This window comes from Streptomyces sp. MGP-BFMKR1 (genome assembly GCF_057766585.1).
Genome location: NZ_CM173408.1, coordinates 1232536 through 1252297, shown reverse-complemented (window position 1 = coordinate 1252297; position 19762 = coordinate 1232536). Strand labels below are relative to the sequence as shown.

Here is a 19762-nt window from a genome sequence, read left to right as displayed (position 1 = left end):
GGTGGCCCGTGGGCAACGCGCGCCAGAGCGAACGCCGGCGGGGGCGTGCGCCGCCTCGCCCGCTGGTCGTCGCCGGCGGGTGAAGCCGCTGGTGGCACGGGGCGCGCGCCCGATGTCGGCTGGCTCCGGGGGGTGTTGGGCGCCGCACGGCCGGGGGCGGGGCGCGCGTAAGGCCGCGGCGCTGGCGCGGCGCACCCCGTTGGTGGCGCCCGGGCGCGTCGGGAACAAGTGGCCCGTCCTGTCAGGAAGTTGCCAACCGCAAATGGGGGGCGCACTACCGCATTCCGTGGCCATGGACTGGTCGCGGACAAGATCTGGCCGATGTCCCGTGGCCGCTCGACGGGATTCCCGGTAGCCGCGGTGGGGGGTGCGCGCGGAGATTCAGGGGGTGACTTCGCTGGACGTCATGTATTCAGGTCGTCATTTGATCGAGACCTGATCGAAATTTGGGGTCGCCGACCCGGATTCCCCCATATCCCCTGCCGCGCGGCCCGCTCCCGTGGCAGGTCGCTGCTCAGGGGGAATCGTTGGAGTGGGGCTGGGGGTGGGGTCGCGCGAGTGATGCGCATACGGCTGGTGCGCGCCCATCAACTGTCCGTGGAATATGCCCCTCCGCTGCGGAGCGTCGCGGTCAGCGGCGCCGTCGTGGTCACTCACGGGCACGGCCCGACCGGGTTCGCGGCGCCCGGACGACCCGCGGCGCCCGACCGGGCGCCTGGCCCCGGCCCGACCCCACCGGCGCCGGAGCCGGACCGCCAGGCCCGCTCGGCCCAGCCGGCGGGAACCCACCCACTGACTCGGCAAACCCGCGCTGACCAGGGACGACGGCGGCCCAGCCGCTCGACGCCCCAGCCCCATACCGCAGGGTGCGGCGCGCGGTGGGGGCGGGAGAATCCCGTACGCACCCTCCCCGCACCCCCATGCATCGATCTGCCTGCCCCCTGCCCGAATGCTGGACGCCATGAAGCGCCGCTCGCCCCCTGGCCCGTGCCCCGCCGCCGTCCCCGCGCCGCCGCCCGCACCGGCCGGCCGGCGCGGGCTAGGGGGCGCACGCCGTGGAGATGAGGGGTAGGGCGGTCTTGGCCGGTCCTTACGCCCGTGCGATCGTGAGGAACGATCGCGCCCCGCCTCCGATGGCCTGGCGCGAGGACGGCGGACGATCGGCCCACGCGCCGCTCGCGAACGCGGCGGCCCGGGCCCCGGCGCCGCCCCATCGGTCGAGGGTGTGAAGGGAGGAGCGCGATGCGCGAACCACGACGGCGGGACCACACCGCACGGTGCCGCGACGCCCGCCCCCGAACCCGTAGCGGCTCCGGCCTCCCTGTTCGCCGCGACACCCGCCCGCACGCCCGCCGCGGCGGCGCGCCCCCCGAGTCGCCCCGCGCGCTCGCTGTCGCCCCGGCCACCGCGCGCCCGGCGCGGCCGGCGGGCCGCGAGACGCTCCCGGCCAAGGGCCTGACGGCCGACCACGGCCGGGCCCCCGGCCCCCGCCATCGCTCGCTCCGAGCCCCGCTCGCCCCGGCCGCCCTCCGCCGCGCGGCCCCGGCCACCCTCCGCCGCCCGGCCGTCGGACACCTCGCCGCCGCGCCCGGGCGCGCCGTCCGAGCGACCCGGGGTGGCCTTCTCATACGCGCGGCGCGGCCACCCCTCGTGGCCCGCGCCGTCCAGCCCCGCGCCGCGGCGGGCCCGCCGCCGTTCGCCGTACGACGGGCCGCCGCCCGCCTGCCGCGGCCCGCTTCACGGGCGCGGATGACCACCATCCGCAACCGCTGAGCGCCGCCGCGCTCCGGAGTGCCACGCGCGTCAGCGGTGGCCTCGCACGTAGTTGTTGCCTTGCAACTTATGGACACCGGGGGGCGCCTGCGCGCTCCGTAGACTGAACCCGTTCGCGGGAACGATTCCCACGCGGCGTGCGGGCGCACCTCCCGGCAGACCTGGTAGCAGGCGCGTCAAAAGCTATGAATTCACGGGGACTTGGGGTAACCATGGCTTTGATCGATCGGAGTATGGAACTCAACACGCTGGATAGCGCGATCGCTGGATGCCTGTCCGGAAACTCCAGAATCGTGTTCGTCGAAGGGCCGGCGGGCTGCGGCAAGAGCGAGTTCATCGAGAGCATCGCCGAGCGGGCCGAGGGGCTGGGCGCCACGCTGCTGCGCGCGGTCGGCTCGCCCCGGGAGCGCTCGGTCCCCCTCGGCGCCCTGCGCCAACTCATCGCCAGCGCGCCCGCCGACACCCTGCCGCAGATGGCCCCCGCCGAGCCGGCCACCCTGGTCCGGGTCGAGGCCATGCAGGAGTTCTGCGCCGCGCTGCACCGACTCAGCGCCACCACCCCCGTCGTCGTCTGCGTGGACGACCTCCAACACGTCGACGACCCCACCCTCCAGTACCTCCTGTACGCCGCGCGGCGCACCCGCTCCGCGCGGATTCTCCTCGTCCTCGCCGAATCCCTCCACGAGCACGCCAGCGACCCCGTCTTCAGCACCGAGCTGCTGCGCCTGCCGCACTTCGAGCGCGTCCGGCTGGAGCGGCTCGACCGCTCCGGCGTGGCCGAACTCGCCGCCACCTACCAGGGGTTGCCGCAGGACGAGGACTTCGGTGACGCCCTCTACGCGATCAGCGGCGGCAACCCGCTGCTGCTGCGCGCGCTGGTCGAGGAGTACCGGGCCGCCCCCGCCGAGCGCCGCGCCGCACTGCCGAGCCCCGAGGCCGGCGGCCCGTTCACCCAGGCCGTCCTGACCTGCCTGCACCGGGGCGGGCGGGAGACCGTGCGGCTGGCCGAGGCGCTGGCCGTGCTGCGCGACGTGGGTTCGGTGGAGTGCGTCCGGCGGCTGCTCGGCGTCGGCGCGGCGGCGGCGTCGCAGACCGTGCACGCGCTCAACGCCGCGGGCATCGCCGACGGTTGCGGGTTCAGGCACCCGTGCGTGCCGGCCGCCATCGTGCACGCCATGGAGCCGGAGGCGCGCGCCGCGCTGCACCGGGACGCGGCGCGGCTGCTGCACAGCATCGGCGCCCCCAGCCCCGCCGTGGCCGGCCACCTGCTGGCGGCCGGGGAAGCCGACGAACGCTGGGGGGTCGCGGCCCTGCGGGACGCGGCCGAGCAGGCCCTGGCCGACGACGACGTGGCGCAGGCCGTGGCCTGTCTGACCCTCGCCCACCAGGCGTGCGACGACGACCAGCGCACCAGCGCCATCAAGATCAGGCTCGCGGCGGTCACCTGGCGGGTCGACCCGTGCGCCGCCGAGGAGCACACCGCCGAACCGCTGGCGGCGCTGCGCGCCGGGCGGCTGATCGAGTCCCACATGCCCGCGCTGGCCCGACTCCTGGTCACCCAGGGCCGGGTGGACGCGGCTGCCGAGGTGTTGGAGCGGCTGGCGCAGGCGCGTGGCGACGGGAGTCCGCAGGCGGCGGAGGTGATTCGCGGGAACCTGCTGGGCGCGCAGTTCGGCCACGCGGCGCCGGCCGGCTCGCGGGCCATGGTCGCGGTGTCCAAGGACGCCGACGGCGCGGCGACGGTCACCCTCACCGACAGCGCGGCCAGCCGCCCCGCGGCCGGCATGTGGGCGGTGCCCACCGCGGCCGAGGGTGAGCCGGCGGCAGCCGCTGCCGAGCGGTTCCTGCAGACCGCCGTGCTGACCGACACCACCATCGAGCCCATCGGACAGGCCCTGCGCACCCTGATCCACGGCGACCGGCCGGACCGGGCGCTGCCCTGGTGCCAGTCCTTCGTCGAGGAGGCCGACCGCCGGGGCGCCCCCGGCTGGAAGGCCGCCTTCGCCCAGGCGCAGGCCGTCATCATGATCAGGCAGGGCAATCTGCGGGTCGCCGAGGAGTACGCCACGATGGCGCTGGACTGCCTGCCGGAGAAGAACGGCAGCGTCTTCGCCTGCGCGCCCCGCAGCGTCCTCATCTACACGGCCACCGCCCAGGGCCGGCACGGCGCCGCCGCCCGACAGCTCAACCACCCGGTGCCCGACGGCCTGTTCCGTACCGTGTACGCGTTGGGCTACCTGCGCTCCCGGGGCTTCTACCACCTGGCCACCAACTGCTTCCACGCCGCGCTCAGCGACTTCCTCGAGGTCGGCCGGCTCGCCCGGCGGTGGGGCCTGGACCGGGCGGTCGTGGTGCCCTGGCGCACCGACGCGGCCGAGGCGCTGATCCAGCTCGGCGACCGGCAGCAGGCGGAGCAGTTGGTCACCGAACAGCTCGCGATGGGCGACGCGCGCAACGCCCGGGTGCGGGGCGTCGCCCTGCGGGTGCGGGCGGCGCTCGTCGAGGTGGGCCAGCGGCCCCGGCTGCTGGCCGAGTCCGTGGACGAACTCCGCAAGTACGGCGACCGGTTCGAGCTCTCCCGGGCACTGTCCGACCTGGGGCAGGCGTTCCAGGCCGTGGGCGAGCCCGCGCGGGCCAGCATGGTCACCCGCCGCGCCTGGCACCTGGCCAAGGAGTGCGGCATCGAGTCCGTGCGCGAGCGCCCGGTCCCGGGCCACCACGCCCGGTCGGTACCCGCCCAGGAGGACCCGCTGTGGTCGGCGGACCCGGACGTGGACGCCAAACTCAGCGACTCCGAGAAGCGGGTGGCGGTGCTCGCCGCGTACGGCTACACCAACCGGGAGATCGCGCTGAAGCTCTACGTCACCGTGAGCACGGTCGAGCAGCACCTGACCCGCGTCTACCGCAAGCTCAACATCACCCGCCGCCAGGAGCTGCCCATGAACCTCCAGCTCAGCATGGCCGAGATCGCCTGACGCCGAGCGCCCCCGGCCGCCGCGCCGCCGATACTCCCCAGGGACTCCCCGGCGCGGCCACGAGACGCGGCGAGGGGCCGCCCCGGGTGGGGCGGCCCCTCGGCACGTGTGGCGTGCCCGGCCGATTCGCCCGTCGCGGTCGGCGGGCGAACCGGCGCGGGTCAGGAGTAGGTGTAGAAGCCCGAGCCGGTCTTGCGGCCGAGCCGGCCCGCGTCGACCATGCGCTGGAGCAGCGGGGGAGCGGCGTACAGCGCCTCCTTGTACTCCTCGTACATCGAGTCGGCCACCGAGGCGACGGTGTCCAGGCCGATCAGGTCGCTGAGCTTGAGCGGGCCCATCGGGTGGGCGCAGCCCATCTCCATGCCGTCGTCGATGTCCTCGCGGCTGGCGATGCCCGACTCGAACATCCGGATCGCGGACAGCAGGTACGGGATGAGCAGCGCGTTGACCACGAAGCCCGAGCGGTCCTGGGCCCGGATGGCGTGCTTGCCCAGGACGCCCTGCACGACGGCCTCGGCGCGCTTGATGGTCTCCTCGCCGGTGGTCAGCGCGGGGATGACCTCCACCAGTCGCTGCACCGGGGCCGGGTTGAAGAAGTGGATGCCGATGACCTGGTCGGGGCGCGAGGTGGCGACGGCCAGCTTGACCAGGGGGATGGAGGAGGTGTTGGAGGCGAGGATGGCGTCCGGGCGGGTGACGACCTGGTCGAGTACCCGGAAGATCTCCGTCTTGACCTGCTCGTTCTCCACGACGGCCTCGATGACGAGGTCGCGGTCGGCGAACTCCCCGAGGTCGGTGGTGAAGCTGAGCCGGGCGAGTGCCGCGTCCCGCTCGTCGGGCGTGAGCTTGCCGCGTTCGGCGGCCTTGCTCAGCGAGTTGGTCAGCCGCGTACGGCCGAACTCCAGGGCCTCGCCCGTGGTCTCGGCGACCATGACGTCCAGGCCGGAACGAGCACACACCTCCGCGATGCCCGCGCCCATCTGGCCGCAGCCCACCACTCCGACGCGTTCGATGTCGGTCACATCGTGCCTTTCGCTGATCTTCTTCGGCCGGCGGCGGACATCCGCCCCTGGCTTGTGGCACGGAGGGCTTCGCTGACCGCCTAGGCCCTGACGTTACTCCGCGCGCACCTGCGCACGGGGGGCCGGGGCGGGCATGCTGACCACAGAGTGATGTGACGCACGCGACAGTGAAGGGATGGCAGATGGGGCGCTTGGGGAAGATGGGCCGCCGCGGCTTCGCCGTCGGGGCCACGGGCGCGGTGTCCGGGCTGCTGACCGGCGGGCCCGTGCTGGCCGCCCGCCGCGGCGCGGGTGACGGCGGTGTGACCGGCGCCCGGGGGCCGGGGGCGGCCTCCGCCGAGCCCGCGGCGCGCGGCGCCAGCGGGCGCCGGGAACTGCGCGCGACGTGGTTGGCCACGGTGGTCAACCGGGACTGGCCGTCCAAGCCCGGGCTGCCGGTGGGGCAGCAGCGGGCCGAGCTGACCGACCTGCTCGACGCCGCCGTGGAGCGGCGGCTGAACGCGGTGATCTTCCAGGTCAGGCCCACCGCCGACGCGCTGTGGCCCTCGCCCCACGAGCCGTGGAGCGAGTACCTGACCGGCACCCAGGGCCGGGACCCGGGCTGGGACCCGCTGGGGTTCGCGGTGCGCGAGGCGCACCGGCGCGGCCTCGAACTGCACGCCTGGTTCAACCCGTACCGCGTCGCCAACCACACGGACCCGGGCCGGCTGGTCGCCACGCACCCGGCCCGGGTGCACCCGGAGTGGGTGGTTCCGTACGGCGGGAAGCTCTACTACAACCCGGGCCTGCCGGAGGTGCGGCGCTTCGTGCAGGACGCCATGTTCGACGCGGTGGCCCGTTACGACGTGGACGGGGTGCACTGGGACGACTACTTCTACCCGTACCCGGTGGCCGGCCAGGTCTTCGACGACGACGCGGCGTACGCGAAGCACGGGGCCGGCTTCCCGGACCGGGCCGCGTGGCGTCGGAACAACATCGACCTGCTGGTGCGCGAGACGTCCGAGCGGGTGCGCGGCCTGCGCCGCCGGGTGCGCTTCGGGGTCAGCCCGTTCGCCGTCTGGCGCAACCAGGCCACCGACCCGCTGGGCTCGGACACCCGGGCCGGCGTGCAGACCTACGACGACCTGTACGCCGACACCCGGCGCTGGGTCGTGGAGGGCTGGCTCGACTACATCGTCCCGCAGGTCTACTGGCACATCGGCTTCGCCGCGGCCGACTACGCGACGCTGGTGCCGTGGTGGGCGCGCACGGTGCGCGGGACGGGGGTGCGGCTGTACGTGGGCGAGGCCCTGTACAAGGCGGGCGACCCGGCCCAGCCCGCGCCCTGGCAGGACGTGGCCGAACTCTCCCGGCACCTCACCCTCGCGCGCCGGCACCCGCAGGTGGCGGGGCACGCCTTCTTCTCCGCCAAGGAGGTGGCGGGCGACCCGTCCGGCGCCATGGCCCGCGTGGTCGCCGACCACTACCGGAGCCGGGTGCGGCCCCCGCACTGAGCTGGACACCGAGCGAGACGGCCCCCGCCGCCGGCCGCGCCGGGTCCGGGCCCGCACACCGCGCGCGGGCCCGGCGCGTGCCGGCGGACCGGGTCAGGCGTGGGGGTCGCTCTCGTGCCGGACGACGGTGTCGGGGCCCGGCGACATCAGGGTTTCGTGGCCGTCCTCGAACCGCACGCGGAAGGGGGGCGTGCCGTCCGGGCCGAGGACTTCGACGACTTCCGCGACGCGGTCGTGCTGTCCCACGATCCTGCCGTGGACCAACAACCGGTCACCTACGCTCGCTTGCATCTGCGCTGGCCTCCTGTCCGGGTACTCCGGAGGGACGAATGGTCCGTGTTCGTCAGTGTATGGCCGCGCGCCGAAGAGCGTGTCGCCCGCCGCGCCCGGGGGCCCGGGGCGGGCCGGGCCGCTAGACGAGTAAGTCCGAAGTGATCGGGTCAGTGGTCCTTGCCTTGGTCATCGGTTTGGTCCAGCCATTCGTAGGGTTGGGGCATCCGAGGGGTGCGAGGTGTGGCTTTCAGTGGTCTGCCGACCGTGGCTTCCTATGACTGGCCGCCTCGCGCCCCGCGACGACTCGGCCGCTGATTGGGATTTGCGAACAGATCGCTGTGTAAGGACCTGCCGGCGAGGTCGTCTGCGGACACGACAGGCACGAGCGTCGGAGGGGCAATGGGCCGCATATGGGCCGGGGTCGACATCGGCAAGACGCACCACCACTGCGTGGTGATTGATACGGACGGCAGACACCTGCTGTCCCGGCGGGTGGCCAACGACGAACCCGAGCTCCTCGTCCTGATCGCCGACGTCCTGGACCTCGGCCACGAGACGACCTGGGCCGTGGACGTCACTCACGGTGGTGCCGTCCTGCTGCTGGGGCTCCTGGCCAACCATGGCCAGCCCGTGTTCTACCTGCCAGGACTGGCCGTCAACCGTGCAACAGCCGGCTACCGAGGCCAGGGCAAGACCGACGCCCGGGACGCGGCGATCATCGCCGACCAGGCCCGGATGCGCCGTGATCTGGAACCGGTCCGGCCCGATACGGAAGCCATCGCGGAGCTGAAGATCCTCACCGCCCGGCGGGCCGACCTGGCCGCCGACCGCACCCGCACCGTCAATCGGCTGCGCGAGCAACTCCTGGGCATCTTCCCTGCCTTGGAACGCGCGCTCGACATGACCAACCGTGGACCGCTGGTCCTGCTGACCGGATACCAGACCCCGGCCGCCCTGCGCCGCATCGGCGCCAAGCGGCTGGAGAGCTGGCTGCGCAACCGCAAGGTCCGAAGCGCGGCAGACCTCGCGGCTGCCGCCGTCGAGGCCGCCGAACGCCAGCACACCGCCCTGCCCGGCGAGATGATGGCCGCCCAGATGGTGCACGGCCTGGCAAAGGAGGTGATGGCCCGCAACGAGAAGATCGACGAGATCGACAAACTCATCGAGGGACGGTTTCGCAGCCACGACCAAGCCGAAGTGATCGCCAGTCTGCCCGGGATCGGTCCCCTGCTCGGCGCCGAGTTCCTGGCCGCTACGAGCGGAGACATGACCCGCTTCGGCACCCCCGACCGCCTCGCGGGCTTCGCCGGCCTGGCCCCAGCACCCCGTGATTCCGGACGCATCAGCGGCAATCTGCACCGCCCGGCCCGCTACCACCGCGGACTGCAACGGGTCTTCTACACGTCCGCGCTGATCAGCATCCGCTGCTGCGAGGAGTCCCGCCGCTTCTACGATCGCAAACGTGCTGAGGGCAAACGGCACGTCCAGGCCGTGCTCGCCCTGGCCCGCCGACGCGTCAACGTCTTGTGGGCCCTGCTGCGCGACGGACGGTGTTACCAACTCACACCCCCCGTGACCGAGGCGGCTTGACAACTTCATTGGGAGTCGTAGGCGATCAGTGATCGGGTGGTCGGTGTTCCTGTCTGCCGGTTGTGCCAGATGGCCGCGGTCAGGGTGAGGATGCGTTGTCCGATGCGGGCCAGGACTCCGGCTGGGGTCCTGGCCCCGTGGCGTTCGAGATCGAGCTGGCCCTTGAGGGTGTCGTTGACCGACTCGATCAGCTGCCGGATCGGCTTGAGGAGGCGCTCGCCCGGCCGGGGCTTGAGGTTGCGGTAACTGGGCCGCAGCAGGGTCAGACGGTGCTCGGCGAGGAAGGTGTCCAGGTGCTTGGAGACGTAGCCCTTGTCCCCGATGATCGTCTGCCCTGGGTGGGCGGCCAGCAGGTCCTGGTCGCCCGTGAGCATGTCGGTGAGTACTTCGCGTTCGTCGATCTTGGCTTTGGCCAGGGCCCAGGCGATCGGCAGGCCGCCGGGTGTGCAGATCAGGTGCAGACGCAGGCCCCAGAAGAAGCGTGAGTGCGAGGGGCAGTAGCCGTAGCCGGCCCAGCCGGCCAGCTCGGAGCGTTTGACGGTGGGCCTGGACCGGGCGCACTCCACCGGGGTCGAATCCACGATCCACACGTCGTCGTGCCACAGGTCGGTGTCCCGCGCCAGGGTTCGGATGAACCGACTGATCAGCGAGTTCGCGCTACGCAGGCGCTTGTTATAGCCCGACTGCTCGGGCAGGTAGGGGAACTCGGCGGACAGATGGGCGCGGGCGAATCGCAGCCACCGGGTCTCAGAGACGAAGCCCAGAACGGCCTGCATGACGGCCAGCGTCAACAGCTCGGCATCGGTCAGCCTCGGCGGACGGCCCCACCGCCGCGCTCCTGCCAGAGAGTCATCGATCTTCACGTACAGTGCTGTCGCGAGGGTTTCGAGATCTGTCGTCACAAACGGATCAACGAGACCCTCGCTTCATGCACGCGAAGACTTCGGACTTACTCGTCTAGCTCCGCGCCCGCTGGGTGACGCCGATGCAGACCAGCACGCCGACCGCGGCCAGCGGGGCGGCCAGCGTGAGGTGCTCGCCCAACAGGAGTACGGACCACACCAGGGTCAGCAGCGGCTGCGCGAGCTGGAGCTGGCTGGCCTTGGCCACGCCGATGGCGGCCATGCCCCGGTACCAGACGTACATGCCCACGAACTGGGAACCCATCGACACCCATACCATCCCGGCCACGACCTGCGCGGTCAGGTTCACCGGCTCCATGGCCAGGGCGATGGCGGTGGCCGGCAGCGTCAGCGGCAGGCAGCACACCAGGGCCCAGCCGATCACCTGCCAGCCCGGCAGCTCGCGGGTGAGCGTGGCGCCCTCGGTGTAGCCGGCGGCGCACACCAGCAGCGCGGCGAAGAGGAAGAGGTCGGCGCTGGTGGGCTCGCCGCCGCTCTGCTGGAGCGCGAAGGTGATCACCACGGCGGCCCCGACCACCGCCGCGACCCAGAACACCCGCGAGGGCCTGGCCCCGGTGCGTACGGCGCCGAACGCGGCGGTCGTCAGCGGGAGCAGGCCCACGACCACGGCGGCGTGCGCGGTGGAGGAGGTCTCCAGGGCCAGGGTGGTGAACAACGGGAAGCCGATCACGATGCCGCCCACGACGACCGCGAGCCCCGGCCAGTGGCGGCGGGCCGGGAACGGGGCCCGCACCGCGAGCAGGCAGCCGCCGGCGACCAACGCGGCCAGTACGGACCTGATCGCCATCGTGGACCAGGGTCCGAGCCCCTTGAGCGCCCAGGCGGTGGCGGGGAAGGTCAGCGAGAAGGTGGCCACGCCGAGGACGGCGAGCAGCGTCCCGAGCCGGGCCCCGGTCGGCCCGGGCCCGGCCGTCGCCCTGGCCGGCTCGGCGCCCGCCGGCGTCGTGTCCACCGATGCCGTGTCCACCGGTGCCGTATCCACCGGTGTCGTGTCCGCCGACGCCGTGCCGGTCGGCTCGGTGGCCGCTTCCAGGTTCGGATCGGGGTACGGGGTGACGGCTGGGGCGAGGGGCGCGTCAGCGGGGTCGGCCGGGGCGGTGAGCCCGGCGTCCGGTCCGTCGTGGCGGGGGCCGGTGACGCCGGGCGTTGCTATGGGTACTGCTATCGCATCGGCGTGGGTAGCGCTATCTTTGCCTGTCATGTTTGAGCGTAGCAGCGTGGTGGAACTGGCCGAAGTCCTGCGGGAGGAGCTGGATCGCTACTCTCCCGGTGAGAAGCTGCCGTCCAGTCGGGCCCTCATCGAGCAGCACCGGGTCAGTCCGGTGACCGTCTCGCGCGCGCTGGCCCTGCTGGCCGCGGAGGGGCTGGTGGTGACGCGGCCGGGGGCCGGCGCGTTCCGGGCGGGACCGGCGGACCGGGGCCGGGGTCAGCCGCGCGCCGGGGACACCTCCTGGCAGGAGGTGGCGCTCAGCGCGGAGGCCGCCGCCGACGCCGTGCCCCGCTCGGTGGACGCCTCGGGCATCCTGGCCACGCTGGCCGCCCCGCCCACCGACGTGATCGAACTCAGCGGCGGCTACCTGCACTCCTCGCTGCAGCCGGAACGCGCCCTGGCGGCGGCGCTCGGCCGGGCCGGGCGCCGCCCGGGCGTCTGGGACCGGCCGCCGATCGACGGGCTGCCCAAGCTGCGCGCCTGGTTCGCCCGCGAGATCAGCGGGCCCACCGGCGGCGTCACGGCGGCCGACGTGTTGATCACCTCCGGCGGCCAGAGTTCCCTGACCACCGCGCTGCGCGCGCTCGCGCCGCCCGGGGCGCCGGTGCTGGTCGAGTCGCCCACCTACCCGGGCCTGCTGGCCGTCGCCCGTGCCTCCGGGGTCCGCCCGGTGCCGGTCCCGGTCGACGCCCACGGGGTACGCACCGACCTGCTCGCCGACGCGTTCCGGGCCAGCGGCGCGCGGGTCTTCGCCTGCCAGCCCCTGATGCAGAACCCGACCGGCACCGTGCTCAGCGAGGAGCGGCGGGCCGAGGTGATCCGGGTCGCGCGGGCGGCCGGGGCGTTCGTGATCGAGGACGACTTCGCCCGCCGGCTGGCCCACGAGGACGCCCCGGCGCTGCCCCCCACGCTGGCCGCCGACGACCCGGACGGCACCGTCGTGCACGCCTGTTCGCTCACCAAGGCCACCTCGCCCAGCCTGCGGGTCGGCGCGCTGGCGGCCCGTGGCCCGGTGCGCGACCGGCTGCGCGCCATCCAGGTCGTCGACAGCTTCTTCGTGCCCTGGCCGCTCCAGGAGGCGACGCTCGAACTCGTCGGCTCGCCCGCCTGGCCGCGCCACCTGCGCGCGGTCGCCGCCGAACTGCGCCGCCGCCGGGAGGCCCTGGTCGCCGCGCTCGGCGCGGAGCTGCCCGGGCTGCCTCCCGCCCGCGTCCCGCCCGGCGGCTTCCACCTGTGGCTGTCCCTGCCGCCCGGCACCGACGAGGCCGCCGTGGTGCGGGCGGCCCTGCACGCCGGGGTGGCCGTGGCCCCCGGCCGGCCCTCCTACGCGGCGGAGCCGCCCGGGCCCAGGCTGCGCCTGTCCTTCGCGGGCGTGGCGAGCCTGGCCGAACTGGCCGAGGGCGTACGGCGGTTGCGGATCGCGCTGGAGGGCGGGTAGCCGTCGGGCACGGGGCCCGTGGGGGAGGAGGGACAGCGGCAGACCAGCTCGTTGCCCTCGGGGTCGGTGGTGGTGGCGCCCGGTTCGTAGCAGGCGTTGCCCTCGTCCGGGGTCGGTTCCTCGCAGGCGGACGTCGCGACGATCAGCAGGGTGGTCAGGCAGGCGAACAGGACGCGTAGCAGCATGGCGCGACGGTAGGACGGTCCGGCCGGGAGGGGTCTCGGCGCGACCGACCTCGCGCCGGGCGACACTGGGCGGGCCGGTGCCGCCCGGTGCCGTCCGCCGATCACACGGCGGCCGGGGCGGCGAGGAAGGCGCTGACCACGGCGCGGAACGCCGCCGGGTCGTCCACCCACGGCCAGTGGCCGCAACCGGGGAGCAGGGCGAGACGCGCGGTGGGGCAGCAGGCGACGAGCAGCCGCGCCGGGGCCGTGCCGGCGATCCCGTCCCGGCCGCCGGCGACGGCCAGCAGGGGCGCCCGCAGCGCGCCCAGTCGCGCCACCCGCGTCGGCTCGTCGGCCATGTCGGCGTAGAACCGGGTCCTGAGCCACGGCGGCGGCACCCGGTAGGCGGCGCCGGCGGCGTGGTGGGCCCGCGCGGCGGCCGACCACGCGCCGTACGCCCCGGGCGCGGCGCCGGCCGCCATCGCCGCCGCGGTGTCGGCCCGCTCGCCCAACTCGGCTCGCAGGGCGCTGAGTTCGGCCTCGTCCGGCTCCCTGGCCAACCGGCCCGCGGGGGTCACGAGCACGAGCCGGCCCACCCGCGCCGGGTGCCGTAGCGCGAACTCCTGGGCGATCAGCGTCCCCGCCGAGTGCGCGATGACGTCCACCCGGTCCAGGCCGAGGGTGTCGGCGAACGCCAGCACGTCGCGGGCCTGCGCGGCGAAGCCGCAGTGGGGCCCGTCGGGCGGGATCGCGGAGCGACCGCCGGCGCGGCCGTCGAGCCGCAGCAGGGTCCGCCCCCGCGCCAGGCCGCCGAGGTCGCCGAGGCCGCGCCCGTCGCCGCCCGGTCCGCCGGGCAGGCACACCAGGGGCGGACCGCTGCCCAGGACGGAGTAGTGCAGGGTGACGCCGTCGTACGAGGCGAAGTTCGGCATATGCCAGAGTCTCGCGGCGCGGGCCCGGTCGCGGGGCGTCCTTCGCCGTCCGTGAACGCGGGCGTGGGCGCCCGCCGGGACGCAGTCGCCCCGCGACGCAGCCGCCCCGGCGGGCGCGAGGCCGGCCGGGGCGGAGGGGCGAGCGCGGCGTATGGCCGCGGAGCGCAGGCGGGGCGGGGTGGGGCGGGCGGCGTACGAGCTGGAGCAGCCCCCCGCCGCGCGGGCCCGGGGCGTGCGACCGGTTCGGCCGCGCCCGGGCCCGCGATGGCGTCAGCCGAGCGTCGCGAGCGCCTGGTTGAGGGTCTGCGACGGGCGCATGATGGCCGCGGCCTTGGCCGGGTCGGGCTGGTAGTAGCCGCCGATGTCGGCCGGGGAGCCCTGCACCGCGATCAGCTCGTCCACGATCGTCCGCTCCTGCTCGGCCAGCGTCTTGGCGAGCGCGGTGAAGGACTTCGCCAGCTCCGCGTCGTCGGTCTGCCGCGCCAGCTCCTGGGCCCAGTAGAGCGCCAGGTAGAAGTGGCTGCCACGGTTGTCGATGCCACCGAGGCGACGGCTGGGCGACTTGTCCTCGTTGAGGAAGGTCGCCGTCGCGCGGTCCAGGGTGTCGGCGAGCACCTGGGCGCGGGCGTTGCCGGTGGTCTGCGCGAGGTGCTCGAAGCTGACCGCGAGCGCGAGGAACTCGCCCAGGCTGTCCCAGCGCAGGTAGTTCTCCTTGACGAGCTGCTGCACGTGCTTGGGCGCGGAGCCGCCGGCGCCGGTCTCGAACAGGCCGCCGCCGTTCATCAGCGGGACCACGGACAGCATCTTGGCGCTGGTGCCGAGTTCGAGGATCGGGAACAGGTCGGTCAGGTAGTCACGCAGCACGTTGCCGGTGACCGAGATCGTGTTCTCGCCCCGCCGGATGCGCTCCAGCGAGAACGCGGTCGCCTCGACCGGCGACATGATCTCGATCCGCAGGCCGTCGGTGTCGTGGTCGGCCAGGTACGTCCTGACCTTGGCGATCAGGTTGGCGTCGTGCGCGCGGCCCTCGTCCAGCCAGAACACCGCCGGGTCACCGGTCGCGCGGGCGCGGGTGACGGCGAGCTTGACCCAGTCGCGGATCGGGGCGTCCTTGGTCTGGCACATGCGGAAGATGTCCCCGGCGCTGGCGACCTGCTCGAGGACGACGTTGCCGTTGCCGTCGATGGCCCGCACGGTGCCGGTGGCGGGGATCTCGAAGGTCTTGTCGTGGCTGCCGTACTCCTCGGCCTTCTGCGCCATCAGGCCGACGTTGGGCACCGAGCCCATCGTCGCCGGGTCGAAGGCGCCGTGGGCGCGGCAGTCGTCGATGACGACCTGGTAGACGCCGGCGTAGCTGCTGTCCGGGATGACCGCGAGGGTGTCGGCCTCCTGGCCGTCCGGGCCCCACATGTGGCCGGAGGTGCGGATCATCGCGGGCATCGAGGCGTCCACGATGACGTCGCTGGGCACGTGCAGGTTGGTGATGCCTCGGTCCGAGTCGACCATCGCCAGCTCGGGACCCTCGGCCAGCTCGGCCTCGAAGGACGCCTTGATCGCCGCGCCCTCGGGCAGCGACTCCAGGCCCTTGAGGATGCCGCCGAGACCGTCGTTGGGGGTCAGGCCGGCCCCGGCGAGCGTCTGGCCGTGCTCGGCGAACGTCTTCGGGAAGAAGGTGCGCACCACGTGACCGAAGATGATCGGGTCGGAGACCTTCATCATGGTGGCCTTCAGGTGTACGGAGAACAGCACGCCCTCCGCCTTCGCGCGGGCCACCTGGGCGCCCAGGAACTCGCGCAGCGCCGCGACGCGCAGCACGGCCGCGTCCACGACCTCGCCGGCGAGCACGGGCACCGACTCGCGCAGCACGGTGGTGCTGCCGTCGTCCCCGGACAGCTCGATGCGCAGCGCGCCGTCCTCGGCGATGACCACCGACTTCTCCGTGGAGCGGAAGTCGTCACCGTCCATGTGCGCGACGTTGGTCTTGGAGTCGGCGCTCCAGGCACCCATGCGGTGCGGGTGCGCCTTGGCGTAGTTCTTGACCGACGCGGGGGCGCGGCGGTCGGAGTTGCCCTCGCGCAGGACGGGGTTGACGGCGCTGCCCTTGACCTTGTCGTACCGGGCGCGGATGTCGCGCTCCTCGTCGGTCTTCGGGTCGTCCGGGTAGTCCGGCAGCGCGTAGCCCTGCTCCTGCAGCTCCGCGATCGCGGCCTTGAGCTGCGGGATCGAGGCCGAGATGTTCGGCAGCTTGATGATGTTCGCACCCGGCGTCTTGGCCAGCTCGCCCAGCTCGGCCAGGGCGTCGTCGATGCGCTGGCTCTCCTGGAGACGCTCCGGGAAGCTTGCGATGATCCGCCCCGCCAGGGAGATGTCACGGCTCTCGACGTTCACTCCGGCCGTGGAGGCGTACGCCTCGATCACCGGCAGGAAGGAGTACGTCGCCAAGGCCGGGGCCTCGTCGGTGTGCGTGTAGATGATGGTCGAGTCAGTCACCGGGTGCTCCGCTCCACGTCTGCAACATTGCTCGACATCAAGATATCTCGTGATCGACCCTCCCTCGACAGGACCCCGCCCCGCCGCGCACCGGCGCGGGCGGATTGGCCGGTTCCGCCCCGACCCGGGCCGCCGCCGCGCCCGCCACCGCCCGTCACCGGTCGCCGCGGGCCGCCGTCGGGCTCAGTGGCTGACGGCCAGGCGCAGGCCGAGGGCGGTGATGACCGTGCCGGTGACGCGGTCGAGGAGCCGCTGCGCCCGCCGCGTGCGCAGCCACTGGTGCAGCAGCCGGGCGCAGCCGATCAGCACGAGGGACCACAACAGGCCCAGCACGATGTGCACCAGGGTGAGCAGCAGCCCCATGGGCAACTGGTGGGTGCCCGGCGGGATGAACTGGGGCAGCACCGCCACGTAGAACGCGCCCACCTTCGGGTTGAGCAGATTGGTGAGCGCCCCCTGCCGCACCCCGCCGAGCAGCGAGTCCGCGCTCTCCGACGCCGCCGCGTTGGGCACCCGCGACCCGTGGTCGGCGCGGAAGGTGTCGCGGATCATCCGCAGGCCCAGCCACACCAGATAGGCGGCGCCGGCCCAGCGCAGGCACTCGTACGCGAGGTGCGAGGCGGTCAGCAGCGCGGTCACGCCGAGGGAGGTGAAGGCCCCCCACAGCAGGATGCCGCTCTGCACACCGAGAACGACGCCCCAGGCCCGGTGGGCGTGGCCGAGCATCGAGGTGCGCAGGATCAGCGCGGTGTCGAGACCGGGAGTCAGCGTCAACAGCCCCACGACCAAGGCGAAGGACCAGACTGCGGTACTTATGGCCATGGAACGGCAGCCTAGCCACCGCGCCGGCGGCGCACGCCCCGGGAGCGCGGCACGAGGCTCGCGCACGGGCGCGCGCTGCCGGGGCTGCCGCGCGGGGTGGGCGCCGCCGATGCCGCCGATGCTGTCGGACGGCGTGGGCCCGGGTGACCGGGCACGGGCCGCCGCTTCGTCGCCGCCCCGGCGCCCGGCCGGCGCCGGGCCTCCGTCGGACGGGGGTCAGGAGGCGGGAACCGGGCCGCCCGGCCGGAACGGCTCGACGCCGACGATGTGCCGCACCTTGGTCGGGCGCACGATCACCGCGACCCGCTGCTCTCCCGGCATGATCCACTCGAAGCGCTCGCTGCCCAGGTACTTGCGGGCCAGCCGGTCCATCCGCTCGTGCGCCTCCTCACCCTCGACGAAGCGGGCCACCTCGCCGCTGATCTGCACCCGGTCGAAGGGGTTGGCGGCATCCGCGTGCGAGAGGTAGACGCGCGGGTCGTGACGGAGGTTCTCCTCCTTCACCCGGCCCACCGAGGTGTTGAACGTCAGCTCCCCCTCGCCCTCCAGATCCACCCACATCGGGCTGACCTGCGGCGCTCCGTCGGGGAACACGGTGCCGACGTACCAGATGTGAGGGGCCCGCAGCCGGGCGCGGACGGCTTCGCTGAAGGTCGCAGTCATCCGGCGAGGTTACCAACCATGATCGTCGGGACGGGATGAGGGGAACCGTGCGTTCCGGCCCCGGCCGAACCCCCGGACCGTGGCGCGCGCGCCCCGACATCGCAGGTCGGCGAGCGGCCCTCACCCCTTGACGGCCTCCGCGATCCGCAGGGCGGCCTGGGCGGGGGTGAGGTGGGTGGTGTCGATGACCTCGGCCTCGGCGTGCAGCCAGGTGCGGGCCGCCTCGGCGTAGGGCTCCAGGTACCCGAAGCGGAAGGGGGAGGGACCGAGGACGGTGTCGTTCTGGATGCGGGCGCGCAGGGTCTCCTGGTCGGCGTGGAGCACGAAGTGCCGTACGGGAATGGCGTACTGGGCCAGGCCCGCGCTGATTTCGCGCCAGTACGGCTCGACCAGGACCGTCATCGGCACCACCAGGGTGCCACCGGCGTACTCCAGCACGCGGCGGGCGGTCTCCACCACGAGCGGGCGCCACGGCGGCCAGTGCTGGAAGTTGTCCGTCTCGGGCAGCCCGGGCGTGATGTCCATGAGCGTCTCGCCGACCTTCTCGGCGTCGAACACCCGGGAGTCCGGCAGCAGTTGCTGTACGAGCGCGCTGGTCGTCGTCTTGCCCGCGCCGTGGGTGCCGTTGAGCCATACGATCATGCGCCCCACGCTAGCGCCACGCGGGCGCGGGCGCGGGCACGGGCGACGGGTGGGGGAGGGCCCGGTAGGCGGGGCGCGGAGTCGCCACGCGCCGACGCGGCCGGACTCAGCGGGCTCGCCGGTGGCGCTCCCCGGGCACCAGGGTCAGCCTGCCCAGCCACTCGACGTCGTCGGGGTACTCCCACTCGGCCGCCTCGGCGAGCACGAGGGGAAGCTCCTCGCGCGGGATCGGCGCGCCGGGTTGGTAGCCGTCGGTGCCGTCGGGCGCGGTCCACGGGATGACCCGGCAGACCTCGACCACGCCGCGGTCGACGAGGGAGAGCAGCACGGGTGCCAGGTCCACCGCCGGTCCGGAGGCCAGCGGCTCGTCCAGATCCCCGCGCACCCCGGGGAGGATGTCGATCTCGGACGCGTTGAGTACGAAGGCGTACTCGACGGCGGGCAGCTCAGCCTCGCTCACCGGCCGATTCTCGCAGGTCGTGACCGTCTCGCCGGTCGGTGGGGCCGGCCCGTTCGTGGCGCGGAGCCTCCGGGGGTGGCGCCCGTGTCCGGGGCGGCTCGGGCGATCGGCCGTGACCGAGCGCATCGGCCGGCCGGTCGAGCGCGAGGCGTACCTTCGTGCGCGTCTGGCACGATGCACGTCACCGCCCCGGGGCGGTCAACGTCCGGTCGAGCGGGAGGGAACCGTGCTCTCTGACTACCAGCGACGTCTGCGGGAGCGGTTCCTGTCCGTCCCCGTCGTCGCGCCGCCTGACCCGTGGCGCCCTAATCCTGACGGGCTCATCCCCGTCGGCGGCCTGCTCGGCATCGGCTTCGCTCCCGCCCCCGACGACGGCCGCGACCTGGTCATGGTGGTCTCCGCCGGCGGCCACGGGCTCTTCGACACCGTCACCGGCGAGAAGATCGCCCGGGACCGTGACCCCGACCCCGAAGACGACACCCCGGACGCGGCGCCGGACCTCTCCTGCCCGGGGCTCGGCCCCATCGCCTCGACCCGGGTGCGCATCGCGGGGCTCTTCGGAGGCGGCCTGCACGCCACCACCGAGGACGGCTGGACCCTGGAGGTCGTCAGCCCCGAGTGGCCGCACGACCGCGTCCTGCTGTCCGTGGACGGAGGCATCCCCCACGACGGGCCGCACGGCGAACGCTGGTGGCACATCTTCGACTCCTCCTACTCCGAACTGCGCGCCGCCGGCTTCTCGCCGTCCGGACGTACCCTCGCCGTCGCCACCAGTAGCGACCTCACCCTCTGGACCCGCCCGGCGCCTGACGCCGAACGCCCGGCCGGCTGACTCGGCCGCTCACCGACCGGCTGAAGCGCCGAGTCGCTGAGAAGGTCGGAAGCGCCGTTT

General features: G+C 73.7%; 16 protein-coding genes. 5 read left to right on the top strand and 11 right to left on the bottom strand.

Going from position 1 to position 19762, the window contains the following annotated elements:
- Positions 1-1958: 1958 nt before the first annotated feature.
- Positions 1959-4748, top strand: coding sequence for a helix-turn-helix transcriptional regulator (locus AC3CHW_RS04750; protein WP_488469656.1), 2790 nt, complete (start codon positions 1959-1961; stop codon positions 4746-4748).
- Positions 4749-4909: 161 nt separating this feature from the next.
- Here the strand turns inward: AC3CHW_RS04750 and AC3CHW_RS04745 are convergent, their stop codons facing one another.
- On the bottom strand, positions 4910-5770 hold the full coding sequence (locus AC3CHW_RS04745) for a 3-hydroxybutyryl-CoA dehydrogenase (RefSeq protein ID WP_176164907.1): 861 nt from the start codon (positions 5768-5770) through the stop codon (positions 4910-4912).
- 182 nt (positions 5771-5952) lie between these two features.
- Between AC3CHW_RS04745 and AC3CHW_RS04740 the strand changes: the two genes are divergently transcribed.
- Complete coding sequence (locus AC3CHW_RS04740) at positions 5953-7263, top strand: glycoside hydrolase family 10-like protein (RefSeq protein WP_488469655.1); 1311 nt, start codon at positions 5953-5955, stop codon at positions 7261-7263.
- A gap of 93 nt (positions 7264-7356) precedes the next feature.
- On the opposite strand, the gene AC3CHW_RS04735 is transcribed toward AC3CHW_RS04740, so the two are convergent.
- Positions 7357-7554 (bottom strand): DUF1918 domain-containing protein, encoded by a 198-nt coding sequence (locus AC3CHW_RS04735; protein ID WP_232544375.1) that lies wholly within the window; start codon positions 7552-7554, stop codon positions 7357-7359.
- Positions 7555-7935: 381 nt separating this feature from the next.
- On the opposite strand from AC3CHW_RS04735, the gene AC3CHW_RS04730 reads away from it, so the two are divergent.
- Entirely contained in the window at positions 7936-9126 is a 1191-nt protein-coding gene (locus tag AC3CHW_RS04730) for an IS110 family RNA-guided transposase (protein WP_488469654.1), read from the top strand.
- A gap of 5 nt (positions 9127-9131) precedes the next feature.
- Here the strand turns inward: AC3CHW_RS04730 and AC3CHW_RS04725 are convergent, their stop codons facing one another.
- Positions 9132-10028 carry an IS982 family transposase gene (locus AC3CHW_RS04725; RefSeq protein ID WP_488469653.1) on the bottom strand — a complete coding sequence of 299 codons (897 nt, stop codon included), beginning with the start codon at positions 10026-10028 and terminating at the stop codon, positions 9132-9134.
- A gap of 55 nt (positions 10029-10083) precedes the next feature.
- Positions 10084-11016, bottom strand: coding sequence for a DMT family transporter (locus AC3CHW_RS04720; protein ID WP_488470963.1), 933 nt, complete (start codon positions 11014-11016; stop codon positions 10084-10086).
- A 232-nt stretch (positions 11017-11248) separates the two neighbouring features.
- Here AC3CHW_RS04720 and AC3CHW_RS04715 point away from each other — a divergent pair, with 232 nt between their 5' ends.
- A complete protein-coding gene (locus tag AC3CHW_RS04715) occupies positions 11249-12697 on the top strand; it encodes an aminotransferase-like domain-containing protein (protein ID WP_488469652.1) in 1449 nt (482 codons plus the stop codon).
- Here AC3CHW_RS04715 and AC3CHW_RS04710 read toward each other — a convergent pair.
- The 7 genes from AC3CHW_RS04710 to AC3CHW_RS04680 all read right to left on the bottom strand — a co-directional run bounded on the left by AC3CHW_RS04710 (position 12583) and on the right by AC3CHW_RS04680 (position 18870).
- Complete coding sequence (locus tag AC3CHW_RS04710; RefSeq protein WP_488469651.1) at positions 12583-12882, bottom strand: hypothetical protein; 300 nt, start codon at positions 12880-12882, stop codon at positions 12583-12585. The genes AC3CHW_RS04715 and AC3CHW_RS04710 overlap by 115 nt on opposite strands.
- Before the next feature lie 101 nt (positions 12883-12983).
- Positions 12984-13793: an alpha/beta fold hydrolase gene (locus AC3CHW_RS04705; protein ID WP_488469650.1), complete on the bottom strand. Its 810-nt coding sequence runs from the start codon at positions 13791-13793 to the stop codon at positions 12984-12986.
- Positions 13794-14063: 270 nt separating this feature from the next.
- Complete coding sequence (locus tag AC3CHW_RS04700; protein ID WP_488469649.1) at positions 14064-16283, bottom strand: NADP-dependent isocitrate dehydrogenase; 2220 nt, start codon at positions 16281-16283, stop codon at positions 14064-14066.
- A gap of 183 nt (positions 16284-16466) precedes the next feature.
- A complete protein-coding gene (locus AC3CHW_RS04695; RefSeq protein ID WP_488469648.1) occupies positions 16467-17105 on the bottom strand; it encodes a LysE family translocator in 639 nt (212 codons plus the stop codon).
- A 216-nt stretch (positions 17106-17321) separates the two neighbouring features.
- Complete coding sequence (locus AC3CHW_RS04690) at positions 17322-17768, bottom strand: PPOX class F420-dependent oxidoreductase (RefSeq protein ID WP_176164913.1); 447 nt, start codon at positions 17766-17768, stop codon at positions 17322-17324.
- Positions 17769-17888: 120 nt separating this feature from the next.
- A complete protein-coding gene (locus AC3CHW_RS04685; protein WP_398610996.1) occupies positions 17889-18410 on the bottom strand; it encodes an AAA family ATPase in 522 nt (173 codons plus the stop codon).
- 106 nt (positions 18411-18516) lie between these two features.
- Positions 18517-18870 carry a hypothetical protein gene (locus AC3CHW_RS04680; RefSeq protein WP_488469647.1) on the bottom strand — a complete coding sequence of 118 codons (354 nt, stop codon included), beginning with the start codon at positions 18868-18870 and terminating at the stop codon, positions 18517-18519.
- Positions 18871-19096: 226 nt separating this feature from the next.
- Here AC3CHW_RS04680 and AC3CHW_RS04675 point away from each other — a divergent pair, with 226 nt between their 5' ends.
- Positions 19097-19702 carry a hypothetical protein gene (locus tag AC3CHW_RS04675; RefSeq protein WP_488469646.1) on the top strand — a complete coding sequence of 202 codons (606 nt, stop codon included), beginning with the start codon at positions 19097-19099 and terminating at the stop codon, positions 19700-19702.
- Positions 19703-19762 lie beyond the last annotated feature (60 nt).